Origin of the sequence: Promicromonospora alba (assembly GCF_042654905.1) — a bacterium.
Taxonomy (GTDB): domain Bacteria; phylum Actinomycetota; class Actinomycetes; order Actinomycetales; family Cellulomonadaceae; genus Promicromonospora; species Promicromonospora alba.
The window spans coordinates 218537-242945 of the sequence record NZ_JBHSFI010000006.1; the positions used below are offsets into that span (position 1 = coordinate 218537).

Here is a 24409-nt window from a genome sequence, read left to right on the forward strand (position 1 = left end):
AACCTGTCCGGAGGTGCAAGGACCGATGACCGTCCTCGTGGCGTACAACGAGTCACCCCAGGGTGAGGCCGCGATGCGCGCCGCCGTCACCGAGGCGACGCGACGTGAGCAGGAGCTGGCCGTTCTCGTGCTGACTCCGCAGGTAGGGGCCAAGGTCCCCGCGGCGCTCGCACACCTGCTCGACACCGTGCCCGGTAGCGTCACCGTCGCGCCGATAGCGTTCCGCGCCGAGCACGCCGACGTCGCCGACGCGATAGTCGACCAGGCCGAGGCGGTCTCTGCCGACCTCGTGGTGATCGGCTCGCGCAAGCACTCGACGGTCGGCAAGTTCCTCGTCGGGTCGACGACGCAGCGGGTGCTGCTCGACTCCCCCGCGCCGGTCCTCGTGGTCAAGGCCGGCTACGCCTGACCCCCGCTACTTCACCGCGCCCGAGGTGATCCCCGAGATGATCTTGCGCTGGGCGACGACGAAGACGGCCAGCAGCGGCAGGCTCATCAGCACCACGTAGGCGAAGATCAGGTGCCAGTTCTCCAGGTACAGCCCGGCGCTGGCGACCTGGAACAGGTTCAGCGGCAGCGTGTCCAGCCGCCCGCCGACCACGAAGAACGCGTAGAACACGTCGTTCCAGACGTACAGGCAGATCAGGATCGTCGCCGTCGACAGCACGGGCGCCAGCAGCGGCAGGATGATCCGGCCGAACACACGCAGCGGACCCGCGCCGTCGACCCGCGCCGCCTCCTCCAGCTCCACCGGGATCGTCCGGACGAACCCGGTGACGAAGAAGATGACCGTCGACAGGTACATGCCCATGTAGACGCCGATCATCCCGATCGCCGTGCCCGCGAGCCCGAGCTGGCGCAGCAGCAGCACGACGGTCACGACGGCGGGCGGCAGCACGATGCCGCTGATCGCCAGCGCGTAGAGCACCGCCATGAGCCGGGAGCTGCGGCGGGCGAGCACCCACGAGGCGAGGGACCCGAGCGCGAGCACCCCGATGACCGCCGGCACCATGACGAGCAGGCTCCCGAAGAATGCCGCGGGCACCCGCCCGTCCTCCCAGACCGCCGCGAAGTTCTCGGCGTACTGCCAGGTGGTGGGCAGGGACAGGTCGGGGTTGAGGGCCTCGCCCTGGCTCTTGCCCGCCGTGACCACCACTATCCACAGCGGCATGCCGATCAGCAGGACGACGGCGAGGATCGCCGCCACCGGCTGGACGCGCCGCCAGACTCCGTGCCTGCTGTTCACGTGCCGTGTGGGGCTCACAGGACTTCCTCTCGCTTGCGCAGGGTCCGGATGACGGGGAACGCGAGGGCCACGACGACGAGGAACAGCACGAGGCTCATGGTCGTGGCCTGGGCGAACAGACCCTGTCCGAACGTGCGGAAGATAAAGATGTTGAGCAGCTCGGTGGTGCGGGCCGGCCCGCCGCCGGTGGTCGCCTGGACGATGTCGAACCCGTTCATCGAGCCCAGCAGCGCGGTCGCGACGTTGAAGGTCAGCGCGGGTGCGAGCAGCGGGAACCTAATGTGCCGGAAGGCGGTCCAGGCCGAGGCGCCGTCGAGGCGGGCGGCCTCGAGCACGTCCTCACTGATCGTCTTCAGGCCCGCGAGGTAGATGAGCATCGACAGGCCCATCCACTTCCAGGCGTGGATCAGTGCGACCACCACCAGCGTCCACGTGGTGTCTCCCAGCCAGGGGACCGTGACCGGCTGGCCGGTCAGGGCGCTGAGGATCGCGTTGGCCGCGCCGTCCGGCTTGAGGATCGCCTGGAACACGTAGCCGGCGGCGAGCGCGGACATGACGACCGGGATGAAGAACATGACGCGGGCGAAGCGGTTGATCCTGGTGTCGCGCTCGAGCAGGAGCGCGAGCAGCAGCCCGAAGAGGTTCTGGAAGATCGCCACCAGCACCGCATAGATCAACGTGATCCGCAGCGACGACAGCAGGGTGCCGCTCGAGATGAGGTCCTGGAAGTTCTGCAGCCCGACGAAGCCGATCTCGCTCTTGAAGCTCGACCAGTCGGTGAGCGCGTAGACGAAGTTGAAGATCGTCGGCAGGAAGAAGAACACCCCGAGAACCGCGAAGGCCGGGACGAGGTACCTGGCCGGATGGCTGGCCCGGTGGCGGAGGTTGGTGCGCACCGCGTCAGAAGCCTTCGAGGCCCTGGGCTCGGGCGAGCTGGGCGAACTGGTCCTGGGTCTGCCGCGCGACCTCTTCGGGTGTTGTCGTGCCCTGGATCATGTCGGCCAGGTAGATGTACAGGTCGGGGTTCGCCACGGCGAGCGCCTGCATGGACCCGACGGACTCGCCGAGCGACGCGTGCGCGTCGAGGAGCGCCTGCGGCACCGAGTCCGGCGTCGGGACGCCGTCCTGGAGCGAGATCGTGTCGCGGTCCGCGACGAAGTCGGCGTAGCCGTCGCCGAGCCAGTACGACAGGAGCTGGCGTGCCGCCGCCTCGCGGTCGGCGTCGCCGGTCTTGAAGGCGACCAGGGCGTTGGACTGGTCGGGGATGAACGTGCCGACGTTGCCGGTGGGCGAGATCGGGAAGAAGCCGATCTTCTCGTCGAGCTCCGCGGCGTCCGCCTTGGCCTGGAGCTGGCCGAAGAACGAGTTGACCTGGACCGCCATGGCCGCGTCGCCGGCGAGGAGGGCGTCTGCCTGGTCCTCGAACGTCGCGGTCTTGATGTCCTCGTTGAAGAGGCCGTCGTCGATCAGGCCCTTGTAGGTCTCGATGGCGCCGAGGATCGTCGGGTCGGTGAACTTCTCCTCACCCGTGTTCACGCGGTCCCACAGCCCGTCCTGGGCGGCGTCGGCGAGCTGGACCTGAACCCACCACTGGGTGGCCCACTGGTCGGCGGCCATCTCGAAGAACGGCGTCTCGCCCTCGGACTTCAGGGTGCGGGCGGTCTCGAGGAAGCTGTCCCAGTCGGTGGGCGTCTCGGTGATCCCGTGCTCCGCGAAGACCTCCTTGTTGTAGTACACGCCCTCGACCGCGGGGCTCGTGATCAGGGCCGCGTAGCGGGTGTCGTCGAGGATGCCGGTGATGTCGGCGAGGTCGCCGCTGTACTGCTCGATCCACGGTGCGCCGTCGAGCGGCTGCAGGTTGGTCGGCGCGTTGAGCGCGGTGAGCATGGAGCCGGTCGGCTGCCAGAACGCGAGGTCGGGCAGGTCGCCGGTGGCGACCTTGGTCTGCACGCCCTGCTCGTACGGGTCGGGGATCGTGACGACCTCGACCTCGGCGCCGGTGAGCTCCTCGAAGCCGGCGACGACGGCGTCGGGTGCGGTGTTGGAGTTCTGGGCGGCCCAGATGGTGAGCTTCGTGCCGGTCAGGTCGGTGTCCTGTGCGGGCCAGTCCACCGAACCGGCACCCGAGTCGCCGCCCGGCTCGGCCCCGCCGGGACCGGCCGTCGGGTCGCTGCATCCGGCGAGGAGGAGGCCGACAGCGAGTGCCGCGGCCGGGATGGTCAGATACTTCTTCATATCGACTCCTTGGAGGTGCGCAGTCATCACCGACTGCGGGTCGTGCGGGGCCGTTCGGCCCCGATGGTCAGACGAGCCCGGCGTGCCGGACTCTCAGGACGCGGGCCTGGGGGCCGGCGGGGATCTGGACACGGACGGGGCCGTCGTCCCCGTCGCGGTCGACGTGCCACCCGTCGGCGGGCGGCCCGTAGGCGACGTCGACAGCTCCCGCGGGCAGGTCGAGCTCGAGCTCCGTGCCCTCGGTCCCGCGCCACCAGACGACAACGAGTGACTCGTCGGGTCCGCGCAGGCCGGAGGCCACGAGCGGGGCGGTCCAGTCCGGCAGGCCGAGCGGCCAGAACGGAATGGCGTCGACGAGCTGGGACGTCCATCGCTTCGCCAGGTCCACGCCGTCGGCGACGAGCGCCGCCTGCTCGGGCGTCATGTCGTGCAGCTTGCCGGAGAGGTAGAGCCGGCCGGCGAGCCCCGTGCACAGGGTGAAGACGATCTCCTCGTCGGTCATGTCGGGCTGCGGGTAGGCCCAGTTCGCCGCCTGCTCGGGCGCGATGCCGACCAGCGCCCCGGCGGCGATCGGCGGGTAGAGCAGGGGGTTCTGCTGGTCCGACGTCGACTGCAGGTCGAGCCGGGACAGCAGCGCGTAGTCCGAGCGCATGGCGCCGGACGCGCAGTTCTCGATCACCAGGTCGGGGTGCCGTGCGAGCACGCCGTCGATCCAGTCGAGATGCGCACGGTTCTGCTGGAGCAGGCCGTCGCCCGGGCTGTCGGCGTCCAGGTCGGTGCCCGCCCCCGGCGTGACGTTGTAGTCGAGCTTGAGGTAGCCGACACCGAAGCACTCGACCAGGCGGTCGACCACTTCGTCCAGGTGCTTGACGACGTCGCGGTGCCGCAGGTCGAGCAGGTGCCTGTCGTGCTCGGTGATCCGGACGCCGTGGCGCTGCAGGAACGCCTCGTCCGGCAGCCGCTCCGCGAGCGGGCTGCGCACGCCCATGACCTCGGGCTCGAGCCAGAGCCCCGGCACCATCCCGGCGGCGCGGATCGCGTCGACGACGCGGCGCAGGCCGCCGTCGGGGAACCGCGTGACCGAGGGCTCCCAGAGGCCTACGGAGTCCCACCAGTCGCCGCCGTCGTCGTACCAGCCGGCGTCTATGCAGAAGTACTCGGCCCCGGACCGGCCCGCCGCGTCGATGAGCGGCAGCAGCTTGGCGGTCGTCGGGTCGCCCATGAGCGTGTTCATGTAGTCGTTGAAGACGATGACGGGACGGCGCGGGTTGCGGCGCAGCGCGCGGCGGTGCCGCGTCAGCTCGGCCAGCGACTCCTGCCAGCCCGCCGACCCCGCGACGGATACCGGCACCGTGTCGAACGACTCGCCCGCCCGCAGGACGCGGGTCCAGGCGTGGTCGTCGTCGGTGGGGCCGAACAGGCCGAGCACGAGCACATCGGAGTCCCGGGCGTCCAGGCGGACGCCGAGCTCCGCGCGCCACGCGCCGTTGTGCTCGACCTGCCAGGCGAGCGCGGGCCCCCCGTCGGCCAGGACGACGCCTGCCGGGTTGTACCGGCCGGACGACCACGTGCCCGTGCTGACCAGGCTGCGGGAGCCGCGGGCGTCCTGGTGCTGGTGCGCGGGCAGGTCGAGCCCGACGAGCCCCGCCTGGTCCGCGAGCGTCGTCCAGGCCCAGCGGTTCTCGCCCACCCACTCGCCGTAGCCCTCCAGTGTCGACGTGCCGGCGACCGGAGCGGTCCCGACCGGACGCCCGATCACCAGCGACGACACGGCCTGGAGCACGAGGGGCGCCGAGCCGTCGTTCCGGACCGTCGTCCACGACTGCAGCGAGGCGCCGTCCTCGCGGACCCGGAGGTGCGAGGTGACGTGCAGCGTCGTGGCTGCGTCGCCCTGGAAGACCCGGACCGTCCGCCAGCCGCCGACCTCCGTCACGTCGTGGCCCAGCACCCGCAGCCGGGCGCCGATCGCGGTCGCGGTGTTGCGGGTGTTGCCGCTGGCCCGGCCGTGCCCGACCGCGAGGATCTCGACCAGTGGCTGGGTCGGTGTCTCGACGCCGGCGGCCGTCGACAAGGCCGCCGGGGCGTCGACGGGCAGGACGAGCGCCAGCTCGGCCCCGTCCTGGGACCAGAGGACTACTCGCGTCGCTGCTGAGTGATGGTTCGCCGTCGTCGGCTGGCTTCCTTGCACGACGTCATGAAAGCGCATATCAGAACTGAGCGCAAGACTCCGTCCGGTAGCACTGGATTCGGGGCGCTAGCGCGCCGCAACCGCTTTCATCGGGCGTCGAGGGCCCGGTCGGCACGCGGTGCGGCCGAGGAGCGCAGGATCAGATCGGGGACAAAACGCACCGACGCCGGGACGGTCCCGCTGTCGATCTGAGCGTTGAGCAGCTGGAACGCCTTCTGCCCGAGCCGGACGAAGTCCTGGCGCACCGTGGTCAGCGGCGGCGTCCACAGGTGGCTGAGCGGATGGTCGTCGAACCCGATGACGCTCACCGTCCCGGGCACGCTCCGGCCGGCGTCGGCCAGGCCCTTGGTCAGGCCCATCGCGAGCTCGTCGTTGCCGCAGAGCACCGCAGTGACCTCCGGCTGGAGGGCGAGCCGGGTACCCGCGTCGTAGCCGGAGTCCGGCGACCAGTCGGCGTACAGCACGGGCGGGACCGGGGCACCCGCCTCGGTGAGCGCGTCGCGCCAGCCCAGCAGGCGGGCGCTCGGCCGGCCCGGGGACGGGATCGCCACGTGGTGCACGGTGCGGTGCCCGATCTCGAGCAGGTGCTTGGTCGCGCGCGCGGCGGCGAAGCGGTCGTCCATGAACGCGTGCGCCACCTGCTCGTCCGCGGGCCGGCCCGAGGCCGCTGCGACGACGGGCAGCCACGGCGGGATCGCGGCGAGCGCCGCGACGCCCGGGGGGTCGTACTCGAGCACTATGGCGCCGGCCATCGGCTGGCCGAGGGCGTGGTCGATGGCGGCGTCGACCGTGCGCTTGCCGTCGGTCTCGACCACGGAGATGACGACCATGTAGCCGGCCTGGCGCGCGGCCTCCTCGATGCCCTGGAGCGTCGACGCGTAGCCGTACCGCGTCGTGTTGCCCGCGAACACCGCGATCATGGGCTGCCCGCCGGTCGCGAGCGCCCGGGCGGCGCCGTTGGGCCGGAAGCCCAGCTCCTTGATCGCCGCCATCACGCGTGCGCGGCGTTCGGGGCCCACCGGTACCGAACCGCTGAGCACGCGGGAGACGGTCGGGACGGAGACACCGGCGACGCGCGCGACGTCGGCGATGACAGGCGGCTTCATCGGGCGGTCAGGTTCCACGGGGCCAGGCTACGTCGAAACCCGGCAGCCGCCGGAGGACACCCTTGCCAAACTCCGATGATTAGCGCTTTCATAGTCCCCGCACCGCGTCCTTGACGCGATCCCGGTCCCGATCCACGAAGGAGTGGAACCCAGGTGAGCATTCCTGATAGCGCAGATCAGAACGGATCGCGGCGGACGTCCCGTCAGCGATCATGGCAGTGGTCCCGACAGCGACGAGGATGGAGCGGTATCGCGGTGACAGCCCTGGTAGCAACCACACTCACGGTCGCGCAGCCGGCGGCTGCCGAACCCGAGAGCCTCACGGTGGACTTCGGGGCCACGACGGGAGACTTCCGGGGCGGCGCCACCGGCACGCTCTACGGGTTCGGCGACGAGGGCGCGCCCACGCAGGCACTCATCAACGGCGCGCACATCACCAACTCCTCGCAGAAGCCGCCGTTCGGCACGCAGCACCCGAGCGGGGACATCCTCAAGGTCGAGGACGGGTTCTTCGCCAAGCACGGCGAGGAGCTCGCGATCTACATCCAGGACCACTACCCCGACTGGCCGTACCACCGCGGCGTGCGCGTGGGTGACGTGCGCACCTACGACCAGGCCACCGGCGAGTACGTCGAGGAGCCCAACGGCGTGTGGGACTACCTCGAGGTCGTCGAGCTCATGGTGGAGGTGGTCGCCACGCAGTCCGACCACCCCGAGGAGTACCTGTTCATCCCGTTCAACGAGCCGGACGGCATCTGGTACCAGAACTGGCCGAACCTGCGGGACACCTTCCTCTCCGACTGGAAGGCGGTCCACGACAAGATCCAGGAGGTCTACGCCCGCCACGGGCTGGCGCCCGCCCGGATCGGTGGCCCCGGCGACGCACGCTGGCAGCCCGAGCGGTCGCGGGACTTCCTCACCTTCGCGAAGCAGAACGACGTGCTGCCCGACGTCTTCATCTGGCACGAGCTCGGCATCGAGAACCTCGCGACGTTCCGGTCGCACTTCGCGGACTACCGCGCGCTCGAGCGCGAGCTCGGCGTCGCGCCGATCCACGTCAACATCACCGAGTACGGCATGCTGCGCGACATGGGCGTGCCCGGCCAGCTCATCCAGTGGTTCTCCATGTTCGAGGACGCCAAGGTCGACTCGCAGACCGCCTACTGGAACTACGCCGGCAACTTCTCCGACAACAGCGCGCGGCCCAACGGCGCCAACGGCGGCTGGTGGATGTTCAAGTGGTACGGCGACCTGGCCGGCTCGCAGACCGTCCGGGTGACGCCGCCCGAGCTGGACGTCGCCGACACGCTGCAGGGCATCGGCGCGATCGACGCTGCCAACCGCCGGGCGACGGTCCTGTACGGCGGCACCGACTCCGACGTCCGCCTCGACCTGCGCGGCCTCTCCCCCGCCGTCTTCGGCCAGACTGTCGACGTCGAGGTCCGCGAGGTCACCCTGACCGGTGCGGAGGGCCTGGCGGGCACGCCCCGCGTCGTCCACGCCGTCGACGGGGCCCGTGTCGCGAAGAACGGCACCCTGGACCTCACCGTGCCGACCTACGACCGGTACGCCGCCTACCAGGTGGTCGTCACCCCGGCGCAGGACCGCACGGTCGCCGTGGATCCGGTGTGGACGACCAGCATCGAGGCCGAGGACACCTCGATCACCGCGGCCCGGACCTACGCCCAGGACCCGCAGGGCAACGGCGGCTGGAAGTTCCTCGCCTCGGGCGGGGAGGACGTCGGGTCGTTCAACCAGCCGACGTCGGCCGCGGACTGGACGGTCACCGTGCCCCGCACCGGCACGTACCGGCTCCAGGTCATCGGTGCCACGCCGGGCAAGCCCGGCAGGCACGCGCTGTTCGTCGACGGTGCGCACCGCGACGACATCCAGTACACGGCCGACCTGGCGCTGACCGACACGGCCCGGTGGCAGTACCGCGGCAGCACGGAGGTCGCGGTGGAGCTCAGCAAGGGCACCCACGTCCTGTCCGTCCGGGCAAGCCGGGACGGCAGTCAGGTCCTGCCGAACTCGGACATCACGCTCGACAAGTTCGTGCTGACCGACGTCACCGACGGTGAGCCGACCACGTACCCCGCGAGCACCCTGCGCTACTACGGCGGCGCGGGCCTGAGCTGGCAGTCCGGCACGCGGGGCTTCGGCGCCGTCACGGGCAAGGGCCAGCGGGCCGACGCGTACGTCACCGCCATGGAGACGGGCTACTACGACGTCGCCGTCGAGTACCACACCGCCGGGGCGTCGGACCTGCGGCTGGAGCTCGGGGACCGGGTCCTCGCGGACGTGCGGGTCCCGAACGGCGGCCACCGCCGCACCACCGTCCGCGCCCACCTCAACGAGGGGATCAACGAGCTCGAGCTGCGCTCAGCCCGCGGCGCCCGCGTGAAGTCGGTGACCGTCACCCGGGCCGCCGAGGGCGACGTCGCGGCGTCGACGTTCGAGGCCGAGGACCTGACCCTGCGCGGCGACGCCGCAGTGGTGAGCCTCGACCCGTCGTCGGGCACCAACGCCTCCGGGAGCAAGTACGTGGGGTGGGTCGGCCAGGGGAACGGCAACCACATCGCCGTCCCGCGCGGCGCCGGGTTCGACACGCCTGGCGACTACGACGTGGTGGTCCACTACGCGAACGCCGAGACCTCCGGGCAGCACGACTACAACCCGCAGGTGGTCGACCGGCAGGTGGTGGTCACCGAGGGCGACGACGCGGCGCCCGTCGGCTCCGCGTACTTCCGGTACACGTACTCGTGGCACAGCTTCTGGCAGCGGACCATCCCGGTCACGCTGACCACGGGTACCGGCGAGCTGCGGCTCGGCAACCCGACGGCCTGGGCCCCGGACATCGACAGGGTGTCGGTAGCCCCGCTGGTCGTCGGGACGCCGACGACGACCCGGGTGCGCTGACCTGTCAGAAACCCGCTGACGTGTCAGACGTGCAGGTCACCCGGGTGACCTGCACGTCTGACACGTCCGCGGGTTTCTGACAGGTCCCCGCGGGCCGTCCGCGGCTCAGGCTGGATGAGCGCCGGCGGCAGCCCGGGTCTCGATCCGACCGATGACGTCGTCCAGGATCGGGGTCGGGATGCCGTGGGCCGCGGCCCGGCGGCGGACCGCACCGCCGATGGCGTCGAGCTCGCCCTCGTGGCCGGCCTCGATGTCCGACTGCAGCGAGGACCGCATCGACGCCGGGAAGCCACTCAGGATCCCGTGCAGGTCCTCGCCCGTGGTGGGCACGCCCTCGGCGGTGGCCGCCGCCGCGATCTCGGCCAGCAGCCCGGTGGTCAGGTCCGGGTCGCGGGTCAGCGCGTCCCCGATGGCCGTCCCCCAGGCCGAGGTCAGCAGCGCGAGCGGCGCGAGGAAGCGCAGCTTCTTCCACAGCACCTCGGTGTCGGTCCCGCCGGTGAGCACCTCGATCGGGGTGTCCCGCAGCGCCGCGACCAGACCGAGCTCCGCGGCGTCGTCGGGCACGACCGCCCGCAGCAGGGTCCCCCGGTGGCGGACCAGGGCCGGGCCGAAGCCGCCCGCGCCGGTCCGCAGCGTCTCGCCCGCGATGGTGGCGCCGACGACCCGCACGCCGGGCAGCGCCGAGCGCAGGACGTCGACGTGGTCCAGGCCGTTGAGCAGGGACACCACCTCGACGGGCGCGGTGCCCGTGAGCAGGGCCGCGGCGTCCGCCACCCCCTCCGCCTTGACCGCCACGACGACGCGCGCACCACGCGGAACCTCCGTCGCGGCTCGCAGCGGGGCGTGCCATGTCCCGAACTCGTCGGTCTCGATGTCGAGCCCGTGCTCGGTGACCTGCCTGGCGGTCTTCTCTCGGGCGACCACTACGACGTCGTGCCCTGCCTGCTGGAGCATGGCCGCGACGAGCCCACCGATCGCGCCGGGGCCGATTACCGCGATGAGGTTGTCAGTCATGCGCCACATGCTAGGCAGCCCTGCGGCCGGTGATTCGTGCTGGTCTACCCTCTGGACATGGCAGCTGTTGCGCTCGGGGTCCCGTCGGTGCGAGGCGTACCCCGGCGCGCCGCCACGCCAGGCGGCCGCCCACGCCCCGCGACACCGCTGCTCGTGGACCGGTACGGGCGCGTCGCACGCGACCTGCGGGTCTCGATCACCACCGCCTGCTCGCTGCGCTGCACGTACTGCATGCCGGCCGAGGGCCTGCCGCTGGTACCGCGCGACGAGCTGATGACGCCGGAGGAGATCGGCCGGCTGGTCGGCATCGGCGTGCGCGACCTCGGTATCCGCGACATCCGGTTCACCGGCGGCGAGCCGCTCATGCGGCGCGACCTGGAGGACATCATCGGCGCGGCGCGGACGGCGGCGGACGACGCGATGGCCGCGCCACGCCAGGGCACGACGCCGGGCGGGGCGAGCGCACCGACGTCGGCCGAACGCGTCCGCATCGCCATGACCTCCAACGCGCTCGGACTGGACAAGCGCGTGGACGCGCTGGTCGCGGCCGGGCTGGACCGCGTCAACGTCTCGCTCGACACCGTCGACCGGGAGGCGTTCGCGACCCTGACCCGCCGCGACCGCCTCGACGACGTGCTCAAGGGCATCCGCGCGGCCCTGGCCGCCGGCCTCGCGCCGGTCAAGATCAACGCGGTGCTCCTGCCCGAGACCCTGACCGGCGCCGCCGACCTGCTCGCGTGGGCCGTCGAGCACGGCTGCAACCTGCGCTTCATCGAGGAGATGCCGCTCGACGCGGACGGGCAGTGGACACGCGACGACGTCGTGAGTGCCGCCGACCTGCTGGGCGTGCTGGAGTCCCGCTTCCGGCTGACGCCCGCCGGCCGCGAGGACCCGTCGGCCCCCGCCGAGGAGTGGCTGGTCGACGACGGTCCGGCGACCGTCGGCATCATCGCATCCGTGACCCGGTCCTTCTGCGGGGCGTGCGACCGCACCCGGCTGACCGCCGAGGGCACCGTCCGCTCGTGCCTGTTCGGCAACGAGGAGACGGACCTCAAGGCCCTGCTCCGGGCCGGTGCCACGGACGACGAGGTGGGCGACGCCTGGCGCGCCGCCATGTGGGCCAAGCCCCGCGCGCACGGCAGCGACGCCGTCGAGCTGGCCGCCGACGCGTTCGCCCAGACCGAGCGCAGCATGGGTGCGATCGGCGGCTGAGTCGGCCGAGGGCGTCGAGATGCATATTGGCGTTTCGTCCATTTGCAAAGTAGAACCTCGTCGAGTTTACAAATAGGACGTCGTCCAACTGCTAGATTCGAGGTATGGCATACCAGCGCCGGATCGTCGACGACGTCCTCGATGAACTGTTCCCTGACTTGGCCGCAATCGCCCTTGAGGGAGCCAAGGGCGTGGGGAAGACAGCTACGGCCAGCCAGAGAGCGACGACAACCCTGACGCTCAGCGAACCCCGCCAGCGCGAGGTGCTCACAGGCAACCCCGACTACGTGGTCCAGGCACCGCCTCCCGTACTCATCGACGAGTGGCAACTCGAACCATCCATCTGGGACCGAGTGCGCCGAGCCGTCGACGACAACAGTGCGGGCGGACAGTTCCTGCTTGCCGGATCAGCCGGTATTCCACCCAGGGTGAGAATCCACTCCGGAGCTGGGCGCATCGTCAGCTTCCCGATGCGGCCTCTTGCGTTCTCCGAACGAGGCCTGGGCGAGCCGACCGTCTCCCTTGGGGCCTTGCTACAGGGCGGACAGCCGGAGATCACCGGCCGCACAGCCACCGACCTACCGACGTATACCGACGAGATCCTTAGGTCAGGGTTCCCTGGTATTCGAGAGCTTCCGGAGCGCGCCCGGAGGATCCAGTTGGACAGCTACGTGACACGGATTGCAGAACGAGAGCTCCCCGAGAACGGCGTCATCGTCCGGCGACCGAACGCTCTCAAGTCCTGGCTCACCGCCTACGGTGCTGCCACGGCCACTGATGCGTCGTACTCCACGATCCTGGACGCCGCGACGGCAGGAGAGAACGACAAACCAACACGTCCCACCGCCGACTCCTACCGCGAGCATCTCCAACGAATCTTCGTTCTCGACCCGATTCCAGCCTGGATACCTACGTTCAACACTCTCAAGCGTCTTACCCACGCCCCCAAGCACCACCTCGTCGATCCCGCGCTCGCCGCTCGCCTGGTCGGGGTCGGCAAACCTGGCCTGCTACGCGGCGAGGGAACACGGGTCTCGGCGCAGACAGGCACCTGGCTCGGAGCACTCTTCGAGTCGCTCACGGCACAGAGCGTGCGGGTCTACGCAGGAGCAATCGATGCCGAAGTTGGCCACCTCCGCACGAAGAACACTGATCACGAGGTGGATCTGATCGTCGAAGGAGAAGACCGACAAGTCGTCGCGATCGAGGTCAAGCTGGCGGCCACGATCACCGACAAGGACGTACGGCACCTCAATTGGCTCCATGATCAGATCGGTGACCGTCTGGCAGACCGAGTGGTCATCACGACCGGCGAGTTCGCCTACCGCCGGCCGGACGGCGTCGCCGTCGTGCCCCTGGCACTGCTCGGACCCTGACCTCTACGCCCACCGAGCGCAGCATGGGCTCCATAGGCGGCTGACCGGTCCCCGGTGGTCAGGGGCGATGTCCGGGCGTGGTTGAATTTCGGCGTGAGTACAGCGACCGAACGGCCGCACCGCATCATGATCGTGACCGACGCCTGGGAGCCGCAGGTGAACGGCGTCGCCACGGCGCTCTCCCGCACGGTCACCGAGCTTCGCCGCATGGGCTGTGTCGTCGAGATGGTGACGCCGTGGGACGGCTACCGGACCATCCCCCTGATCACCTACTCCGAGATCCGCCTGCCCATCATGGCGCGCGACGAGGTGGAGCGGCGGTTCCTGGAGTTCGCGCCCGACGCCGTGCACATCGCCACCGAGGGTCCGCTCGGCTGGTACGCGCGCGCCGTCTGCGACCACTTCGGCTTCCCCTTCACCTCCAGCTATCACACGCAGTTCCCCGAGTACCTGACGGCCCGCTGGTCGTGGATCCCGCTGTGGGCCGGGTACGGGTACATGCGCAAGTTCCACGGCAAGTCCGGCGCCGTGCTGGTCACGACGCCGACGATGCGCGCGCAGCTGACCCGGTGGCGCATCAGCAACGTGACGCCGTGGAGCCTCGGCGTGGACACCGAGCAGTTCCACCCCGATCGACGGGCGGCGACGGCAGAACCCGGACGGGGCCGCGGGGTGTACAGCGACCTGCCCGGACCCGTCTTCCTGTACGTGGGGCGGCTGGCCGTCGAGAAGAACGTGCAGGCGTTCCTCGACCTCGACCTGCCGGGCTCGAAGGTGGTGGTCGGCGACGGACCGGCCAGGGCCGACCTGGAGGCGGGCCACCCCGACGCGCACTTCCGGGGACGCCGTTCGGGCGAGGACCTGGCACAGCACTTCGCCGACGCCGACGTGCTGGTCTTTCCGAGCCGCACCGACACGTTCGGCCTGGTCATCCTGGAGGCGATGGCGTCGGGCACCCCCGTGGCCGGCTTCGACGCGCCCGGTCCGCGTGACCTCATCCCGGGGTCCGGCGCGGGCGCCGTCGACGACGACCTGCGCGCCGCCTGCCTGGCCGCGCTGGACTGCTCACGCGAGGAGACGCGCCGGTACGCCGAGCTCTTCTCCTGGCGGGCGTGCGCCGAGACCTTCTACGCCCAGCTCGACGTGCCGCCCCCGCCGGTGCGGGAGCGCATCTGGCGGCGCGGCATGCAGCGGCTGCCGGCCATCAACCTGAGCGTGCCGAGCCTGACCACCTTCACCGTGACCGGTCTGTCGATGCCGAGCCTGACGCTCCAGTCGGCGCGGGACCTCACCCAGCGGATGCATCCGGCCCGGCTCCCCGAGCTGTTGCCGGACCGGATACCCGGCAGCGACACGGTCCGCCGGGCGGCCACGCGCATGCGCCGGATCGCTACAAACCGACCCACTCGGACTCGCCGTCCGTGAACTGCTGCTTCTTCCAGATCGGCACCTCGGCCTTGATGCGCTCCACCAGCAGGGAGCACGCCTCGAACGCCTCCTTGCGGTGCCCGGCCGACGCCGAGGCCACGAGCGCGACGTCCCCCACCACGAGGTGCCCGAACCGGTGGGTCGCCGCGACGCGCAGCCCCGTCTCGGCGGCCACCGCCTGACACACTTTTTGCAGGACGGCGGTCGCGTCGGGGTGCGCCTCGTAGTCGAGGCTCGTGACGTCCCGGCCGCCGTCGTCGTCGCGGACGACGCCGCGGAACGTCACCACGGCGCCGCACTCGGGGGCCGTCACCGCTGCCTCGACGGCGCGCCCGACGGCGTCGTCGAGCACGTCCTGCGTCACCCGCACCACCTGGTCCATCAGTACTCCCCCGTCTGTGTCGAGCGCACGTCGAGCGCCTCTGTCCGGCTCGGCGTCACAGCGGCCACGTGATCACCTCGGCGCCCTCGTCGAGCCTAGTCGCGGCGGCGGGGACGTCGATCAGCACGTCCGCGGCCGCCATCGACGCCACGAGGTGCGACCCCGGCCCGCCGACGACGGCGACCCGCGCGCCGGCGTCGTCGGCGTCGTCGACCCAGCGTCCCCGCAGGAGCTGACGCTTCCCGGCCGGCGAGAGGACCACGGCGTCGAGCACCGCGGGGACCTGCCGCACAGGCGGGAGGCCGCCGGCCTGCCGCAGGAGGTCGCGGAGGAACACGACGAACGAGACCTGGGCGCTGACCGGGTTGCCCGGGAAGGCGAGGACCGGTTTGCCGGCGAACTGCCCGAGGCCCTGCGGCCCCCCGGGCTGCATGGCCACCGAGCGGAACGTGACCTCCGGCAGCGCGTCCTTGACCACCTCGTAGGCTCCCTGGCTGACCCCGCCGGTCGTGAGCACGAGGTCGCACAGCGCCGCCGCGCGCTCCAGACCCGTGCGCACGACCTCGGGGTCGTCGGGGACGGCGAGGCGCAGGCCCACCTGCCCGCCCGCCGCGACGACGGCAGCCGCGAGCGCCGGGCCGTTGGCGTCCCAGATCTGGCCGGGGCCGGGCTCGTCGTCGGGCGCGACGAGCTCGCTCCCCGTGGACACGACGGCCACCGAGACCGGCACGCGGACCGGCAGCCGCGCGATACCGCAGGCCGCGGCGGCCGCCACGTGGTGCGGCGCGAGCACGGTCCCGGCGCGCAGCACCACGGCGCCCTCGGCGACGTCGGAGCCGGGCTCCCGGACGAACTCCCCGGTCTGCCGCCCGCGGGAGATCTCGACCTGCGTCGCGGAGCCGTGCTGGGCGGCGTCGTCACGGACGCCGTTGAACGTCACGTGGTCGGTGTCCTCGACGGGGACCACCGCGTCGGCGCCCGCGGGTACCGGCGCGCCGGTCATGATCCGGACAGCGGTGCCGGGCTCCAGCGGCGCGGGCTCGCCGGGCGCCGCGGCGACGTCTCCGACGACGGGCAGGGTGACGGGCGCGCCGGGCCCCGCCGAGGCGACGTCGGCCGCGCGGACCGCGAAGCCGTCCATCTGCGAGTTGCGGAAGCGCGGCAGCGGCCCGGGGGCGACGACGTCGCTCGCGAGCACCCGCCCGAGCGCCCCCTCGTGGACGGACACCTCCTCGGCGGGCCGGCCGGCGAGCCCCGCGAGGAGCTCTGCGACGTCGGCCCGATGCTGTTCCACGTCCACGCGCTCGCTCATGCTCGCAACCTACCCGGGACGCCCCGGGCGGGGCACACCCGCTGCCCTGGCGCCCGGGCGGCATCCGGCGCCAGAATCGACCATGCACATCCACGCGCTGAGCAACAACGGGACGACGCCCGACGGCGCTCTCGTGCGCCGGGACTCGTTGTCACCGGACGGCCTGCGGGTCCTCGACTCGGTGCTGGCCATGCGGCCGACGCCCGACGTGGTGCTGCGGGCGCGGCAGCGGGTGGAGTACGACGGCAACATCCGCAACTGGGTGCGCTACTCCACGCAGCGCGAGCCCGGCGGCATCGACGTCGCGTTCGAGCGCGCGGACCTGCCGCCCGGTTCGCGCGACGGCGTGCCCTCGTTCGCGCGGTACCTGCTGGTGCTGGAGCTCGCCACGGTCGGCGCCTGGACCGAGTACACCCAGCTCGACGACGCCGACCCGACGCGCACGCGGCAGGCCCTGCTGGTCCGCACCGACACGCAGCCGCTCCTGCTGCCCGACGGCGTCTCGACGTCGGCGATGCGCATCGACCAGCTCCTCGACGGCAGCCCTGCCAACGCGTTCTGGTGCGACAGCTTCGGCGTGCTCCAGGCCGACTACATCGAGACGTTCCCCGACGGCACCCGGATCAGCGGCATCTCGTGGCGCACCACGTGGGAGGGCATAGTGCCCTGGCTCGACGCCGAGGTGCGGGGCGCGCTCGACGCCTCGGGCATCCTGGCGTAGCCCGGTGCACTGGCCCGGCTCATGCCCCGGCCCGGCGCGGGGCGCGACCCGCCTAACGGTGCACGTGCGCCCGGTGCCCGACCGCCGCCGAGACGTCCTGCTCGGCCACGGCGAGCAGCCGGTCGGCCAGCCGCCGCAACGCCCGGCCGGCGGCGATCTCGTCGCCGATCAGCGGCACCTCCGGGTCCCCCGGTGACTTCCTTGCGTGCCCGACGGCGCGCAGCGCGTCCGGCGGGCCGTTCGTCACCGTCGCCTCCGCCGTCGTGCTGCCGCCCGACTCGACCACCGTGATCCGCACGTCCCAGGTGAGCGCCCTGGCCTGCCTCGGCTCGCTCCACTCGTCCGAGCCGGCCTCGACCTGGGCGTCGACGATCGTGTCGGAGCCGGGGTAGACGAGCGTCTCCTCGCCGGTGTCGGACCATCTGACCCGGTAGGGCGGCGAGCCGTCGTCGTGGGGACACTCCGTCACCACGCCGTCGCGCACCACGCCGCCGACCACTCCCGAGGCCGTGACTATCCGGTCGCCAACCGCTGCCTTCATGGGGTCCTCCTCGCGTCGCTGCGATCGGTTCCATCATCTCCCCCCGCCCAGGTTTACGGCATCCCCGATGGGGCCTACTCTGCTGAGCACGGTTCAGTACGCGGGGCGAGGGGGCACCGCGGGCCGTCGACCTCGGAGTACTCGATGACGAGCACGAACGAGACCGGGACGGCTGCGCCCCAGGGCGTCTCCCGTCGGCAGGCACTCGCCTACCTGGTCGCCGCACCAACGCTCGCTATCGCGATCGACCTCGCCAGACCCGATGCCGCGCGGGCAGGGACCGCTCCGGCGGTCGTCCCGTCGCTGCCCGGACCCGCGGAGCTCCTGGACCTCACCGAGGCCCAGACGCTCGCGGCGGCGCCCACCTCGATGCTGATCACGCTCACGCTGGGTACTGACGGGATCGTGCGGTTCGCGTTCCCCCGCTCGGAGAACGGCCAGGGCATCACCACGTCGACGGCGATGCTCATCGCCGAGGAGCTCGACCTGCCCGTCGAGCGCGTGGACGTGACGCTCGCCGACGCAAGACCGGAGCTGCTGTTCAACCAGCTCACCGGCGGGTCGAACACCACGCACTCCACCTACCTCCCGGTGCGCACCGTGGCGGCGGCGGCGCGCACGCGGCTGCTCGCGACGGCGTCGGCCCGGACCGGCGTCGCGGAGCGCGAGCTGCGGACCGACGGCGGCGCCGTCGTGCTGCCCGACGGGACCCGGATCGACTACGGCGACCTGGCAGAGGCCGCGCGGGTCGAGCGCACCACCGCCATCGGGACGCGGCTCAAGGACGTGTCCGAGATGCGGGTGATCGGGCGGCCGCGCGGCCGCGTCGACGCCCGCGCGGCGGTCACCGGTACCAAGAAGTACACGATGGACCTCGACGTCCCCGGCGCGCTGCCGACGATGGTCTGCCGACCGCCGACGCTGAACGGCACGGTCCGCGCGGTGCGCAACGCCGCGGCGGTCCTGGCGATGCCCGGCGTCACCCACGTCGCCGAGATCCCGACCGGGGTGGCGGTGCGCGCCGAGACGTTCGGCCAGTGCGTGGACGCCGTCCGGGCGCTCCAGGTGGACTGGGCCGACGGTCCGGTCGCCGGGATGTCGGACGCCGACGTGCTCGCCGAGCTGCGCGGCGCCCAGCTGCCGCTCGCCGTGCCCAGGGTCCCGCTGCTGACCACGACCATCGACACCGACTTCACGTTCTGGTTCTCGAGCAACAGCGCCCTCGAACCCAACTGCGCCATCGCCGACGTGCGGCCGGGCTCCGCCGAGATCTGGGCCGGGCTGCAGGCCCCGATCGTCGCGCAGGGCTGGATCGCCGGCGAGCTCGGGCTGTCCGTCTCCGCCGTGACGGTGCACGTCACGCAGGGCGGCGGGTCGTTCGGCCGCAAGCTGTTCCACGACGCGGCCGCCGAGGCCGCGCAGGCGTCCCGGGCGATGGGTGTGCCGGTCAAGCTGATGTGGCACCGCGCCGACGACTTCCGCCAGGGGCGCGTGCACCCGGCGTCCACCCACCGCATCCGGACGACGCTCCTGGGCGGCGAGGTGCTCACGTGGGAGCAGCGGCACACCTCGATCGGTACCGACTTCTCGCACGGGTTCGGGGAGATGCTCCTCTCGGTGGCGAGCAAGCTGCCGGTCGGCGACCTCTCGGTGGCGGAGACGATCTACCTGCTCACCCAGTCCACGCACTACAGCTTCGGCGTCCAGACCAACCTGCTCTCCGAGGTCGACCGCCGGTTCAACACCGGCGCCATGCGGAACATCTACTCCCCGAACGTCGCCACGGCGCGTGAGCTCACGGTCGACCGGATCGGCAAGCGGCTGCGGCTCGACCCGCTCCAGGTGCGGCGCAAGTTCGCGCGCGACGAGCGGTCCCGCGGGGTCCTCGACGCCGTCGCCGAGGCCGGCGAGTGGGGGCGCGCCCTGCCGGACGGGGTGGCCCAGGGCATCGCGTTCCACGCCGAGTACCAGTCGGTCGCCGCCTGCCTGGTCGAGATCGACTGCCGCCCAGGGACCGTGGACCGCGAGGTCCGGGACGGGCGCACGGGACCGCGCGTCACGCGGGTGACCACCGCCGTCGACGTCGGGCTCACGGTGAACCCGAAGGGGCTCGAGGCCCAGATGATCGGTGGTGTCATGGACGGGATCGCGATCATCCTGACGTCGTCGCTGCACCTGCGCGACGGCCACTTCCTCGAGGCGAGCTGGGACAACTACGCGTACACGCGGCAGTGGAACGTGCCGCCGGAGATGCGGGTGATCGTCATGGAGAACACGTCCGAGCAGCCGGGCGGCGCGGGCGAGCTCGCCGTCGCGTCGGCGGCAGCGGCCACCGCGACGGCGTACGCGCGGGCGACCGGGAAGATGCCCACCGAGTTTCCCGTGAATCATCACGAGCCACTGCACTTCGAGGTCAAGCCGACGGTCCCGCCGGTGCCCGCCTCGCCGGTCGACGGCCTGCGCTGGACCTACTGAACCGGCCCTGCCGACCACCCCGCCGACTGCTGCGAAGCCCGAGGAGAGCCATGCCTACCCGAACGTTCCTGGTCAACGGTGAGCGCGTCACCGTCGACGCTCCCGACGACGTCCGCGTCCTGTGGATCCTGCGCGACGTGCTCGGCATCACCGGCCCCAAGTACGGCTGCGGCATCAACGTGTGCAAGGCCTGCACGAGCCACATCAACGGCCGTGCGTTCAACCCCTGCGCGGTGCCCGTCGGCGACCTCGGCCCCGACGACGAGGTGACCACCATCGAGGGCCTGCCCGGCACGGTCGGCGCGGTCGGCGACGAGCTGCACCCCATGCAGGAGGCGTGGCTCGAGCGCGACGTCGCCCAGTGCGGGTACTGCCAGCCCGGCCAGATCATGGCGGCGGTCGCGCTGGTGCGGAAGGTGCGTGAGGAGGGCCGCACGATCACGGAGGCCGACCTGGACGGCATCCGGAACATCTGCCGCTGCGGTACCTACCCGCGCATCCGTGAGGCGATCCGGGCGGGCGAGGCGAAGATGTAGGTTCACGGTTCACGGTTCACGGGGAGCGAGCGACGGGAGGGGTGTCACATGCGGGATCTGCTGCCGCAGCTGCTGGACTGGTGGCGCGCCGACGAGCGGGTCGCAGTCGCCACGGTCGTGCGCACCTTCCGGTCCGCGCCGCGTGAGCCGGGCGCCGCGATGGCCGTCGGGCCGGGCGGCGAGGTCATCGGCTCGGTCTCCGGGGGCTGCGTCGAGGGCGCGGTGTACGACCTGTGCCTGGAGGTCGCCGAGACCGGTCGCCCCGTGCTGGCGCGGTACGGCGTCTCCGACGATGCCGCCTTCGAGGTGGGCCTGACCTGCGGCGGGACCATCGAGGTGTTCGTCGCCCCGCTCTCGCGCGCCGCGTGGCCGGACTTCGAGTCCTTCGCGGGGCAGGTCCTGGGCACCGGCCCCACGCTGCCCGACGGCGGCCCGCGCACCTCGGGCGTCTGCGTCGCCACGGTCATCGCCACGGACGCGGGTGCGGACGCGGGTACGGACGCCGCCGGCGCTGGCCCGCTGGGCCGGCGGGTCACGGTCGCGGACGCCGGTCGGTTCGCGGACGGCACCGATTCGGGTCGCGTACCCAGTGATTCGGCCCGGACTTCAGCCTCCCACGGGCCAAATCCCGGGGCTGCGGCGGATCGCCGAGCAGAAGGCCCGCTCCCGGCCGCGCAGCACCCGGCCGCGGCGGATCCGCTCCTGGCCGCGGTCGCCGCCGACGCCGTCGGGCAGATCGCCGCCGGCGCCTCCGCCGTGCGGGAGTACGGGCCGCGCGGCGAGCGTACCGGGACCGGGACGCAGGTGTTCCTACAGGTCTTCGCCCCGCGCCCACGTCTCCTGGTGTTCGGCGCCATCGACTTCGCCGCGGCGATGGCGCGCGCCGGGCGGCTGCTCGGCTACCGCGTGACGGTGTGCGACGCACGTCCGATCTTCGCGACGTCGGCCCGGTTCCCGGAGGCCGACGACGTCGTCGTCGACTGGCCGCACCGGTACCTCGCCGCCGAGATCGAGGCCGGGCGGGTCACCGAGCACGACGCCGTGTGCGTGCTGACGCACGACCCGAAGTTCGACGTGCCGCTCCTGCGCACAGCCCTCACGGAACTGCCGGCCGGGACCTACGTGGGCGCGATGGGCTCGCGCCGGGCGCACGCGGAACGGGAGGCCCGGCTGATCGAGGACGGCGTCCCGCCCGAGGCCTTGGCCCGGCTGCGCAGCCCGATCGGCCTGGACCTCGGCGCACGGACGCCGGACGAGACGGCCGTCTCGATCGCGGCCGAGATGATCGCCGCGAGGTCGGGCGCCTCGGCCCGGCCGCTGAGCGAGACGGACGGCCCGATCCACGGCTGAGGGCCATTTCGACAACGACATCACCGAGATCCGAGGGTTCGTCTAATCCGTCTAGTCCGACTTGCCTTGTCACGTCTAGTGACGGTTGACTATGATCATGGTCAGCAGCCAGCCCACACGCAAGGTCATCAAGGAACTCAAGATCGCCGGGTTCACAGAGGACCGCACCGCCGGGTCGCACACCTGGTGGAAGCACCCGAGCGGTGTCGCCATTGCAGTACCTGACGGACACCGCGAGATCAGCCCGGGCGTCTACCGCAACATCCTTGCAGCGATCAAGAAGAGTGAGGAGCCGAAATGACAAGGACCTACGAGGCTAACGTCACCCGCGAGGACGGCTGGTGGATGATCCACGTCCCTGAGATCGACGGCCTTACCCAGTCCCGCCGCCTCGCCGACGCTGGCCAGATGGCTCGCGAGCTCGTCGCCGTCACCCTCGACACCCCGCTCGACGACATCGATGTTCACGTGACTGTCGAGCGCGTCGCGGGCCTTGACGTGCGCGAGGTCCTCGACACGGTTGCCGCGGAACGCGCTGAGGCTGCACGCCTGGAAGCTGACGCCACATCGCGAGCACGCGACCTCGCCCGTGCGCTCGTCGCAGACAACGTGCCCTTGCGCGACGTCGGCACCATCCTCGGCGTCTCGCACCAGCGCGCACACCAACTCGTGAGTGCCGCGTAGCGGCGCATACCTATCAGGACGCCGTAAGTAGGGGATCAGGACTTGGCATGCGGTTTGCGGTAGTGCCGAGGCCGAAGCCGACCGCCCCGCTCTAGGCTGCGGGCATGTCAGCGCACGTACAGACGATCGTCCCGCCCAAGCTCCGTTCCGGCGACACCCTCCGGGTGGTCGCACCCGCCAGGTCCAGGGCGATGATCATGGAGCACGACAACACCCGGTGGATCGACGAGCGGTTCGCCGCCATGGGCCTCGCCCTCACGTTCGGCGAGCACGTCGACGAGGACGACCAGTTCCGCAGCGGCACCATCGAGCACCGGGTCGCGGACCTGCACGCCGCGTTCGCCGACCCCGACGTCGCCGGGATCCTCACCGTGATCGGCGGCTTCAACAGCAACGAGCTGCTGCCCCACCTCGACTTCGACCTGATCGCTGCCAACCCGAAGGTGCTCTGCGGGTACTCGGACATCACCGCGCTGCAGAACGCGATCCTCGCCCGCACCGACCTGGTCACGTACTCGGGCCCGCACTGGTCGAGCTGGGGCATGCGCGACCACTTCGAGCCCACCGGGGACTGGTTCCGCGCCACCGTCATGGACGACGCCCCGATCACCGTCGAACCGGCGCAGGCCTGGACAGACGACCTCTGGTTCGCCGACCAGGACGCCCGTACCCCCGTCCCGAACGAGGGCTGGTGGGCGCTGCGCCCCGGGCAGGCCTCGGGCCGGATCGTCGGCGGCAACCTCGGCACGCTCAACCTGCTGCAGGGCACGCCGTACATGCCGTCGCTCGACGGCGCGCTCCTCTTCCTCGAGGACGACTTCGAGTCCGACGCCGCCCACGTCGCGCGCTGCCTCACCTCCCTGCTCCAGCAGCGGGGTGCCGAGGGTGTCACCGGGCTGGTCGTCGGCCGGTTCCAGGCCAGCTCGGGCGTGACGCGGGAGGCACTCGACGAGATCGTCGCCCGCCAGCCCGCCCTGCGTGGCAAGCCGGTGCTGGCAGGCGTGGACTTCGGGCACACCAGCCCGTTCCTCACGTTCCCGGTCGGCGGCGAGGCGGAGCTGGTGGTCGACGCGAGCAACACGGACGCCACGGGGCTGACGATCACGCGTCACTGAGACGTCGTCGTCCGCCGTCGGCGAACCCGGAAATTGAGTCGGGTCGACTCAGGTTGAGACTGACATCAATCCCATCCGGAGGAGAACACCATGACCACCGTTCTGACCCGTTCGCCGTTCACCCACACGTGGCTCCGCGACCCGTGGAGCCCGCAGTCCGCCGTCGCCCAGGGCCCCGTGCCCGCGGCCGACGTCTACCGCGAGGGCGAAGACCTCGTCGCCCGCCTCGACCTGCCGGGCGTCGACCCGGCGGCCGACATCACCGTCGAGGTCGAGGGCCGCAAGCTCGTCGTCCGCGGCGAGCGCAAGGACCAGCGCTCGGAGGAGTCCGAGGGCCGCCGCATCTCGGAGGTCCGTTTCGGCTCCTTCCGTCGCACGGTCACGCTGCCGAAGACCGTGGACGGCGACGCCGTCACCGCGTCCTACGACGCGGGCGTGCTGACGGTCACCGTCCCCGGCGTCTTCGCCGGCACGACGCCGCAGCGCATCGAGGTCACGACCGCCGCCTGATCACCTCAGCGGCCGCACGACGGCGCCCGACCGCACCCCGCGGCCGGGCGCCGTCCGCG

Annotated in this window: 22 protein-coding genes; 13 read left to right on the top strand and 9 right to left on the bottom strand. The window is 71.6% G+C overall.

All coding sequences use genetic code 11. The features are described 5' to 3' along the window. Positions 1-25: 25 nt before the first annotated feature. Positions 26-409, top strand: coding sequence for a universal stress protein (locus ACFO6V_RS20620; RefSeq protein WP_377138702.1), 384 nt, complete (start codon positions 26-28; stop codon positions 407-409). A 6-nt stretch (positions 410-415) separates the two neighbouring features. Here ACFO6V_RS20620 and ACFO6V_RS20625 read toward each other — a convergent pair whose 3' ends face one another. From ACFO6V_RS20625 to ACFO6V_RS20645, 5 genes are all read right to left on the bottom strand, one after another. Then, entirely contained in the window at positions 416-1264 is an 849-nt protein-coding gene (locus ACFO6V_RS20625) for a carbohydrate ABC transporter permease (protein WP_377138704.1), read from the bottom strand. After that, on the bottom strand, positions 1261-2142 hold the full coding sequence (locus tag ACFO6V_RS20630; RefSeq protein WP_377138707.1) for a carbohydrate ABC transporter permease: 882 nt from the start codon (positions 2140-2142) through the stop codon (positions 1261-1263). Before ACFO6V_RS20630 ends, ACFO6V_RS20625 begins: the two co-directional genes overlap by 4 nt. A 4-nt stretch (positions 2143-2146) precedes the next feature. Then, a complete protein-coding gene (locus ACFO6V_RS20635; RefSeq protein WP_377138709.1) occupies positions 2147-3481 on the bottom strand; it encodes an ABC transporter substrate-binding protein in 1335 nt (444 codons plus the stop codon). 67 nt (positions 3482-3548) lie between these two features. Then, complete coding sequence (locus ACFO6V_RS20640; protein WP_377138712.1) at positions 3549-5669, bottom strand: glycoside hydrolase family 36 protein; 2121 nt, start codon at positions 5667-5669, stop codon at positions 3549-3551. 86 nt (positions 5670-5755) lie between these two features. Further along, complete coding sequence (locus ACFO6V_RS20645; RefSeq protein ID WP_377138714.1) at positions 5756-6793, bottom strand: LacI family DNA-binding transcriptional regulator; 1038 nt, start codon at positions 6791-6793, stop codon at positions 5756-5758. Positions 6794-7030: 237 nt separating this feature from the next. Here ACFO6V_RS20645 and ACFO6V_RS20650 point away from each other — a divergent pair, with 237 nt between their 5' ends. Continuing rightward, complete coding sequence (locus ACFO6V_RS20650; protein ID WP_377138717.1) at positions 7031-9694, top strand: hypothetical protein; 2664 nt, start codon at positions 7031-7033, stop codon at positions 9692-9694. 105 nt (positions 9695-9799) lie between these two features. Here the strand turns inward: ACFO6V_RS20650 and ACFO6V_RS20655 are convergent, their stop codons facing one another. Further along, complete coding sequence (locus ACFO6V_RS20655) at positions 9800-10708, bottom strand: ketopantoate reductase family protein (protein WP_377138719.1); 909 nt, start codon at positions 10706-10708, stop codon at positions 9800-9802. A gap of 57 nt (positions 10709-10765) precedes the next feature. Here ACFO6V_RS20655 and ACFO6V_RS20660 point away from each other — a divergent pair, with 57 nt between their 5' ends. From ACFO6V_RS20660 to ACFO6V_RS20670, 3 genes are all read left to right on the top strand, one after another. Further along, positions 10766-11920 (top strand): GTP 3',8-cyclase MoaA, encoded by a 1155-nt coding sequence (locus ACFO6V_RS20660; protein ID WP_377138722.1) that lies wholly within the window; start codon positions 10766-10768, stop codon positions 11918-11920. Positions 11921-12024: 104 nt separating this feature from the next. Beyond that, positions 12025-13296 carry an ATP-binding protein gene (locus tag ACFO6V_RS20665; protein ID WP_377138724.1) on the top strand — a complete coding sequence of 424 codons (1272 nt, stop codon included), beginning with the start codon at positions 12025-12027 and terminating at the stop codon, positions 13294-13296. Positions 13297-13389: 93 nt separating this feature from the next. Further along, positions 13390-14721: a glycosyltransferase family 4 protein gene (locus ACFO6V_RS20670; protein ID WP_377138726.1), complete on the top strand. Its 1332-nt coding sequence runs from the start codon at positions 13390-13392 to the stop codon at positions 14719-14721. On the opposite strand, the gene ACFO6V_RS20675 is transcribed toward ACFO6V_RS20670, so the two are convergent. Both ACFO6V_RS20675 and ACFO6V_RS20680 read right to left on the bottom strand, forming a co-directional pair. After that, complete coding sequence (locus ACFO6V_RS20675; RefSeq protein ID WP_377138729.1) at positions 14687-15106, bottom strand: molybdenum cofactor biosynthesis protein MoaE; 420 nt, start codon at positions 15104-15106, stop codon at positions 14687-14689. The genes ACFO6V_RS20670 and ACFO6V_RS20675 overlap by 35 nt on opposite strands. Positions 15107-15161: 55 nt before the next feature. Continuing rightward, positions 15162-16418, bottom strand: coding sequence for a molybdopterin molybdotransferase MoeA (locus tag ACFO6V_RS20680; RefSeq protein ID WP_377138731.1), 1257 nt, complete (start codon positions 16416-16418; stop codon positions 15162-15164). Between the two features lie 82 nt (positions 16419-16500). Here ACFO6V_RS20680 and ACFO6V_RS20685 point away from each other — a divergent pair, with 82 nt between their 5' ends. Beyond that, on the top strand, positions 16501-17139 hold the full coding sequence (locus tag ACFO6V_RS20685; protein ID WP_377138734.1) for a hypothetical protein: 639 nt from the start codon (positions 16501-16503) through the stop codon (positions 17137-17139). 52 nt (positions 17140-17191) lie between these two features. Here ACFO6V_RS20685 and ACFO6V_RS20690 read toward each other — a convergent pair whose 3' ends face one another. Beyond that, a complete protein-coding gene (locus ACFO6V_RS20690; RefSeq protein WP_377138736.1) occupies positions 17192-17680 on the bottom strand; it encodes a dsRBD fold-containing protein in 489 nt (162 codons plus the stop codon). Positions 17681-17824: 144 nt separating this feature from the next. Here ACFO6V_RS20690 and ACFO6V_RS20695 point away from each other — a divergent pair, with 144 nt between their 5' ends. The 7 genes from ACFO6V_RS20695 to ACFO6V_RS20725 all read left to right on the top strand — a co-directional run bounded on the left by ACFO6V_RS20695 (position 17825) and on the right by ACFO6V_RS20725 (position 24350). Further along, entirely contained in the window at positions 17825-20155 is a 2331-nt protein-coding gene (locus tag ACFO6V_RS20695) for a molybdopterin cofactor-binding domain-containing protein (protein ID WP_377138739.1), read from the top strand. Positions 20156-20205: 50 nt separating this feature from the next. Then, complete coding sequence (locus ACFO6V_RS20700; protein ID WP_357511755.1) at positions 20206-20691, top strand: (2Fe-2S)-binding protein; 486 nt, start codon at positions 20206-20208, stop codon at positions 20689-20691. A gap of 48 nt (positions 20692-20739) precedes the next feature. Further along, positions 20740-22041 carry an XdhC family protein gene (locus ACFO6V_RS20705; protein WP_377138742.1) on the top strand — a complete coding sequence of 434 codons (1302 nt, stop codon included), beginning with the start codon at positions 20740-20742 and terminating at the stop codon, positions 22039-22041. A gap of 97 nt (positions 22042-22138) precedes the next feature. Then, entirely contained in the window at positions 22139-22342 is a 204-nt protein-coding gene (locus ACFO6V_RS20710; protein ID WP_377138744.1) for a type II toxin-antitoxin system HicA family toxin, read from the top strand. Next, positions 22339-22725, top strand: a complete 387-nt coding sequence (locus tag ACFO6V_RS20715) for a type II toxin-antitoxin system HicB family antitoxin (protein ID WP_377138747.1) — start codon at positions 22339-22341, stop codon at positions 22723-22725. The genes ACFO6V_RS20710 and ACFO6V_RS20715 overlap by 4 nt, the downstream gene beginning before the upstream one ends. Positions 22726-22829: 104 nt before the next feature. Further along, the gene (locus ACFO6V_RS20720) at positions 22830-23840 is read left to right on the top strand and encodes a S66 peptidase family protein (protein ID WP_377138749.1); all 1011 of its coding nucleotides are present in this window, start codon (positions 22830-22832) and stop codon (positions 23838-23840) included. Between the two features lie 90 nt (positions 23841-23930). After that, the gene (locus tag ACFO6V_RS20725) at positions 23931-24350 is read left to right on the top strand and encodes an Hsp20/alpha crystallin family protein (RefSeq protein ID WP_357511761.1); all 420 of its coding nucleotides are present in this window, start codon (positions 23931-23933) and stop codon (positions 24348-24350) included. Positions 24351-24409 lie beyond the last annotated feature (59 nt).

What these genes read in the sequence shown, in the direction of transcription:
- ACFO6V_RS20620 (WP_377138702.1), top strand. Translation starts at nt 26, where the DNA reads ATGACCGTCCTCGTGGCGTACAACGAGTCACCCCAGGGTGAGGCCGCG.
- ACFO6V_RS20655 (WP_377138719.1), bottom strand. Translation starts at nt 10,708, where the DNA reads ATGACTGACAACCTCATCGCGGTAATCGGCCCCGGCGCGATCGGTGGG.
- ACFO6V_RS20725 (WP_357511761.1), top strand. Translation starts at nt 23,931, where the DNA reads ATGACCACCGTTCTGACCCGTTCGCCGTTCACCCACACGTGGCTCCGC.
- ACFO6V_RS20695 (WP_377138739.1), top strand. Translation starts at nt 17,825, where the DNA reads ATGACGAGCACGAACGAGACCGGGACGGCTGCGCCCCAGGGCGTCTCC.
- ACFO6V_RS20660 (WP_377138722.1), top strand. Translation starts at nt 10,766, where the DNA reads ATGGCAGCTGTTGCGCTCGGGGTCCCGTCGGTGCGAGGCGTACCCCGG.
- ACFO6V_RS20635 (WP_377138709.1), bottom strand. Translation starts at nt 3,481, where the DNA reads ATGAAGAAGTATCTGACCATCCCGGCCGCGGCACTCGCTGTCGGCCTC.
- ACFO6V_RS20690 (WP_377138736.1), bottom strand. Translation starts at nt 17,680, where the DNA reads ATGAAGGCAGCGGTTGGCGACCGGATAGTCACGGCCTCGGGAGTGGTC.
- ACFO6V_RS20715 (WP_377138747.1), top strand. Translation starts at nt 22,339, where the DNA reads ATGACAAGGACCTACGAGGCTAACGTCACCCGCGAGGACGGCTGGTGG.
- ACFO6V_RS20720 (WP_377138749.1), top strand. Translation starts at nt 22,830, where the DNA reads ATGTCAGCGCACGTACAGACGATCGTCCCGCCCAAGCTCCGTTCCGGC.
- ACFO6V_RS20665 (WP_377138724.1), top strand. Translation starts at nt 12,025, where the DNA reads ATGGCATACCAGCGCCGGATCGTCGACGACGTCCTCGATGAACTGTTC.
- ACFO6V_RS20705 (WP_377138742.1), top strand. Translation starts at nt 20,740, where the DNA reads ATGCGGGATCTGCTGCCGCAGCTGCTGGACTGGTGGCGCGCCGACGAG.
- ACFO6V_RS20680 (WP_377138731.1), bottom strand. Translation starts at nt 16,418, where the DNA reads ATGAGCGAGCGCGTGGACGTGGAACAGCATCGGGCCGACGTCGCAGAG.
- ACFO6V_RS20700 (WP_357511755.1), top strand. Translation starts at nt 20,206, where the DNA reads ATGCCTACCCGAACGTTCCTGGTCAACGGTGAGCGCGTCACCGTCGAC.
- ACFO6V_RS20710 (WP_377138744.1), top strand. Translation starts at nt 22,139, where the DNA reads ATGGTCAGCAGCCAGCCCACACGCAAGGTCATCAAGGAACTCAAGATC.
- ACFO6V_RS20685 (WP_377138734.1), top strand. Translation starts at nt 16,501, where the DNA reads ATGCACATCCACGCGCTGAGCAACAACGGGACGACGCCCGACGGCGCT.
- ACFO6V_RS20675 (WP_377138729.1), bottom strand. Translation starts at nt 15,106, where the DNA reads ATGGACCAGGTGGTGCGGGTGACGCAGGACGTGCTCGACGACGCCGTC.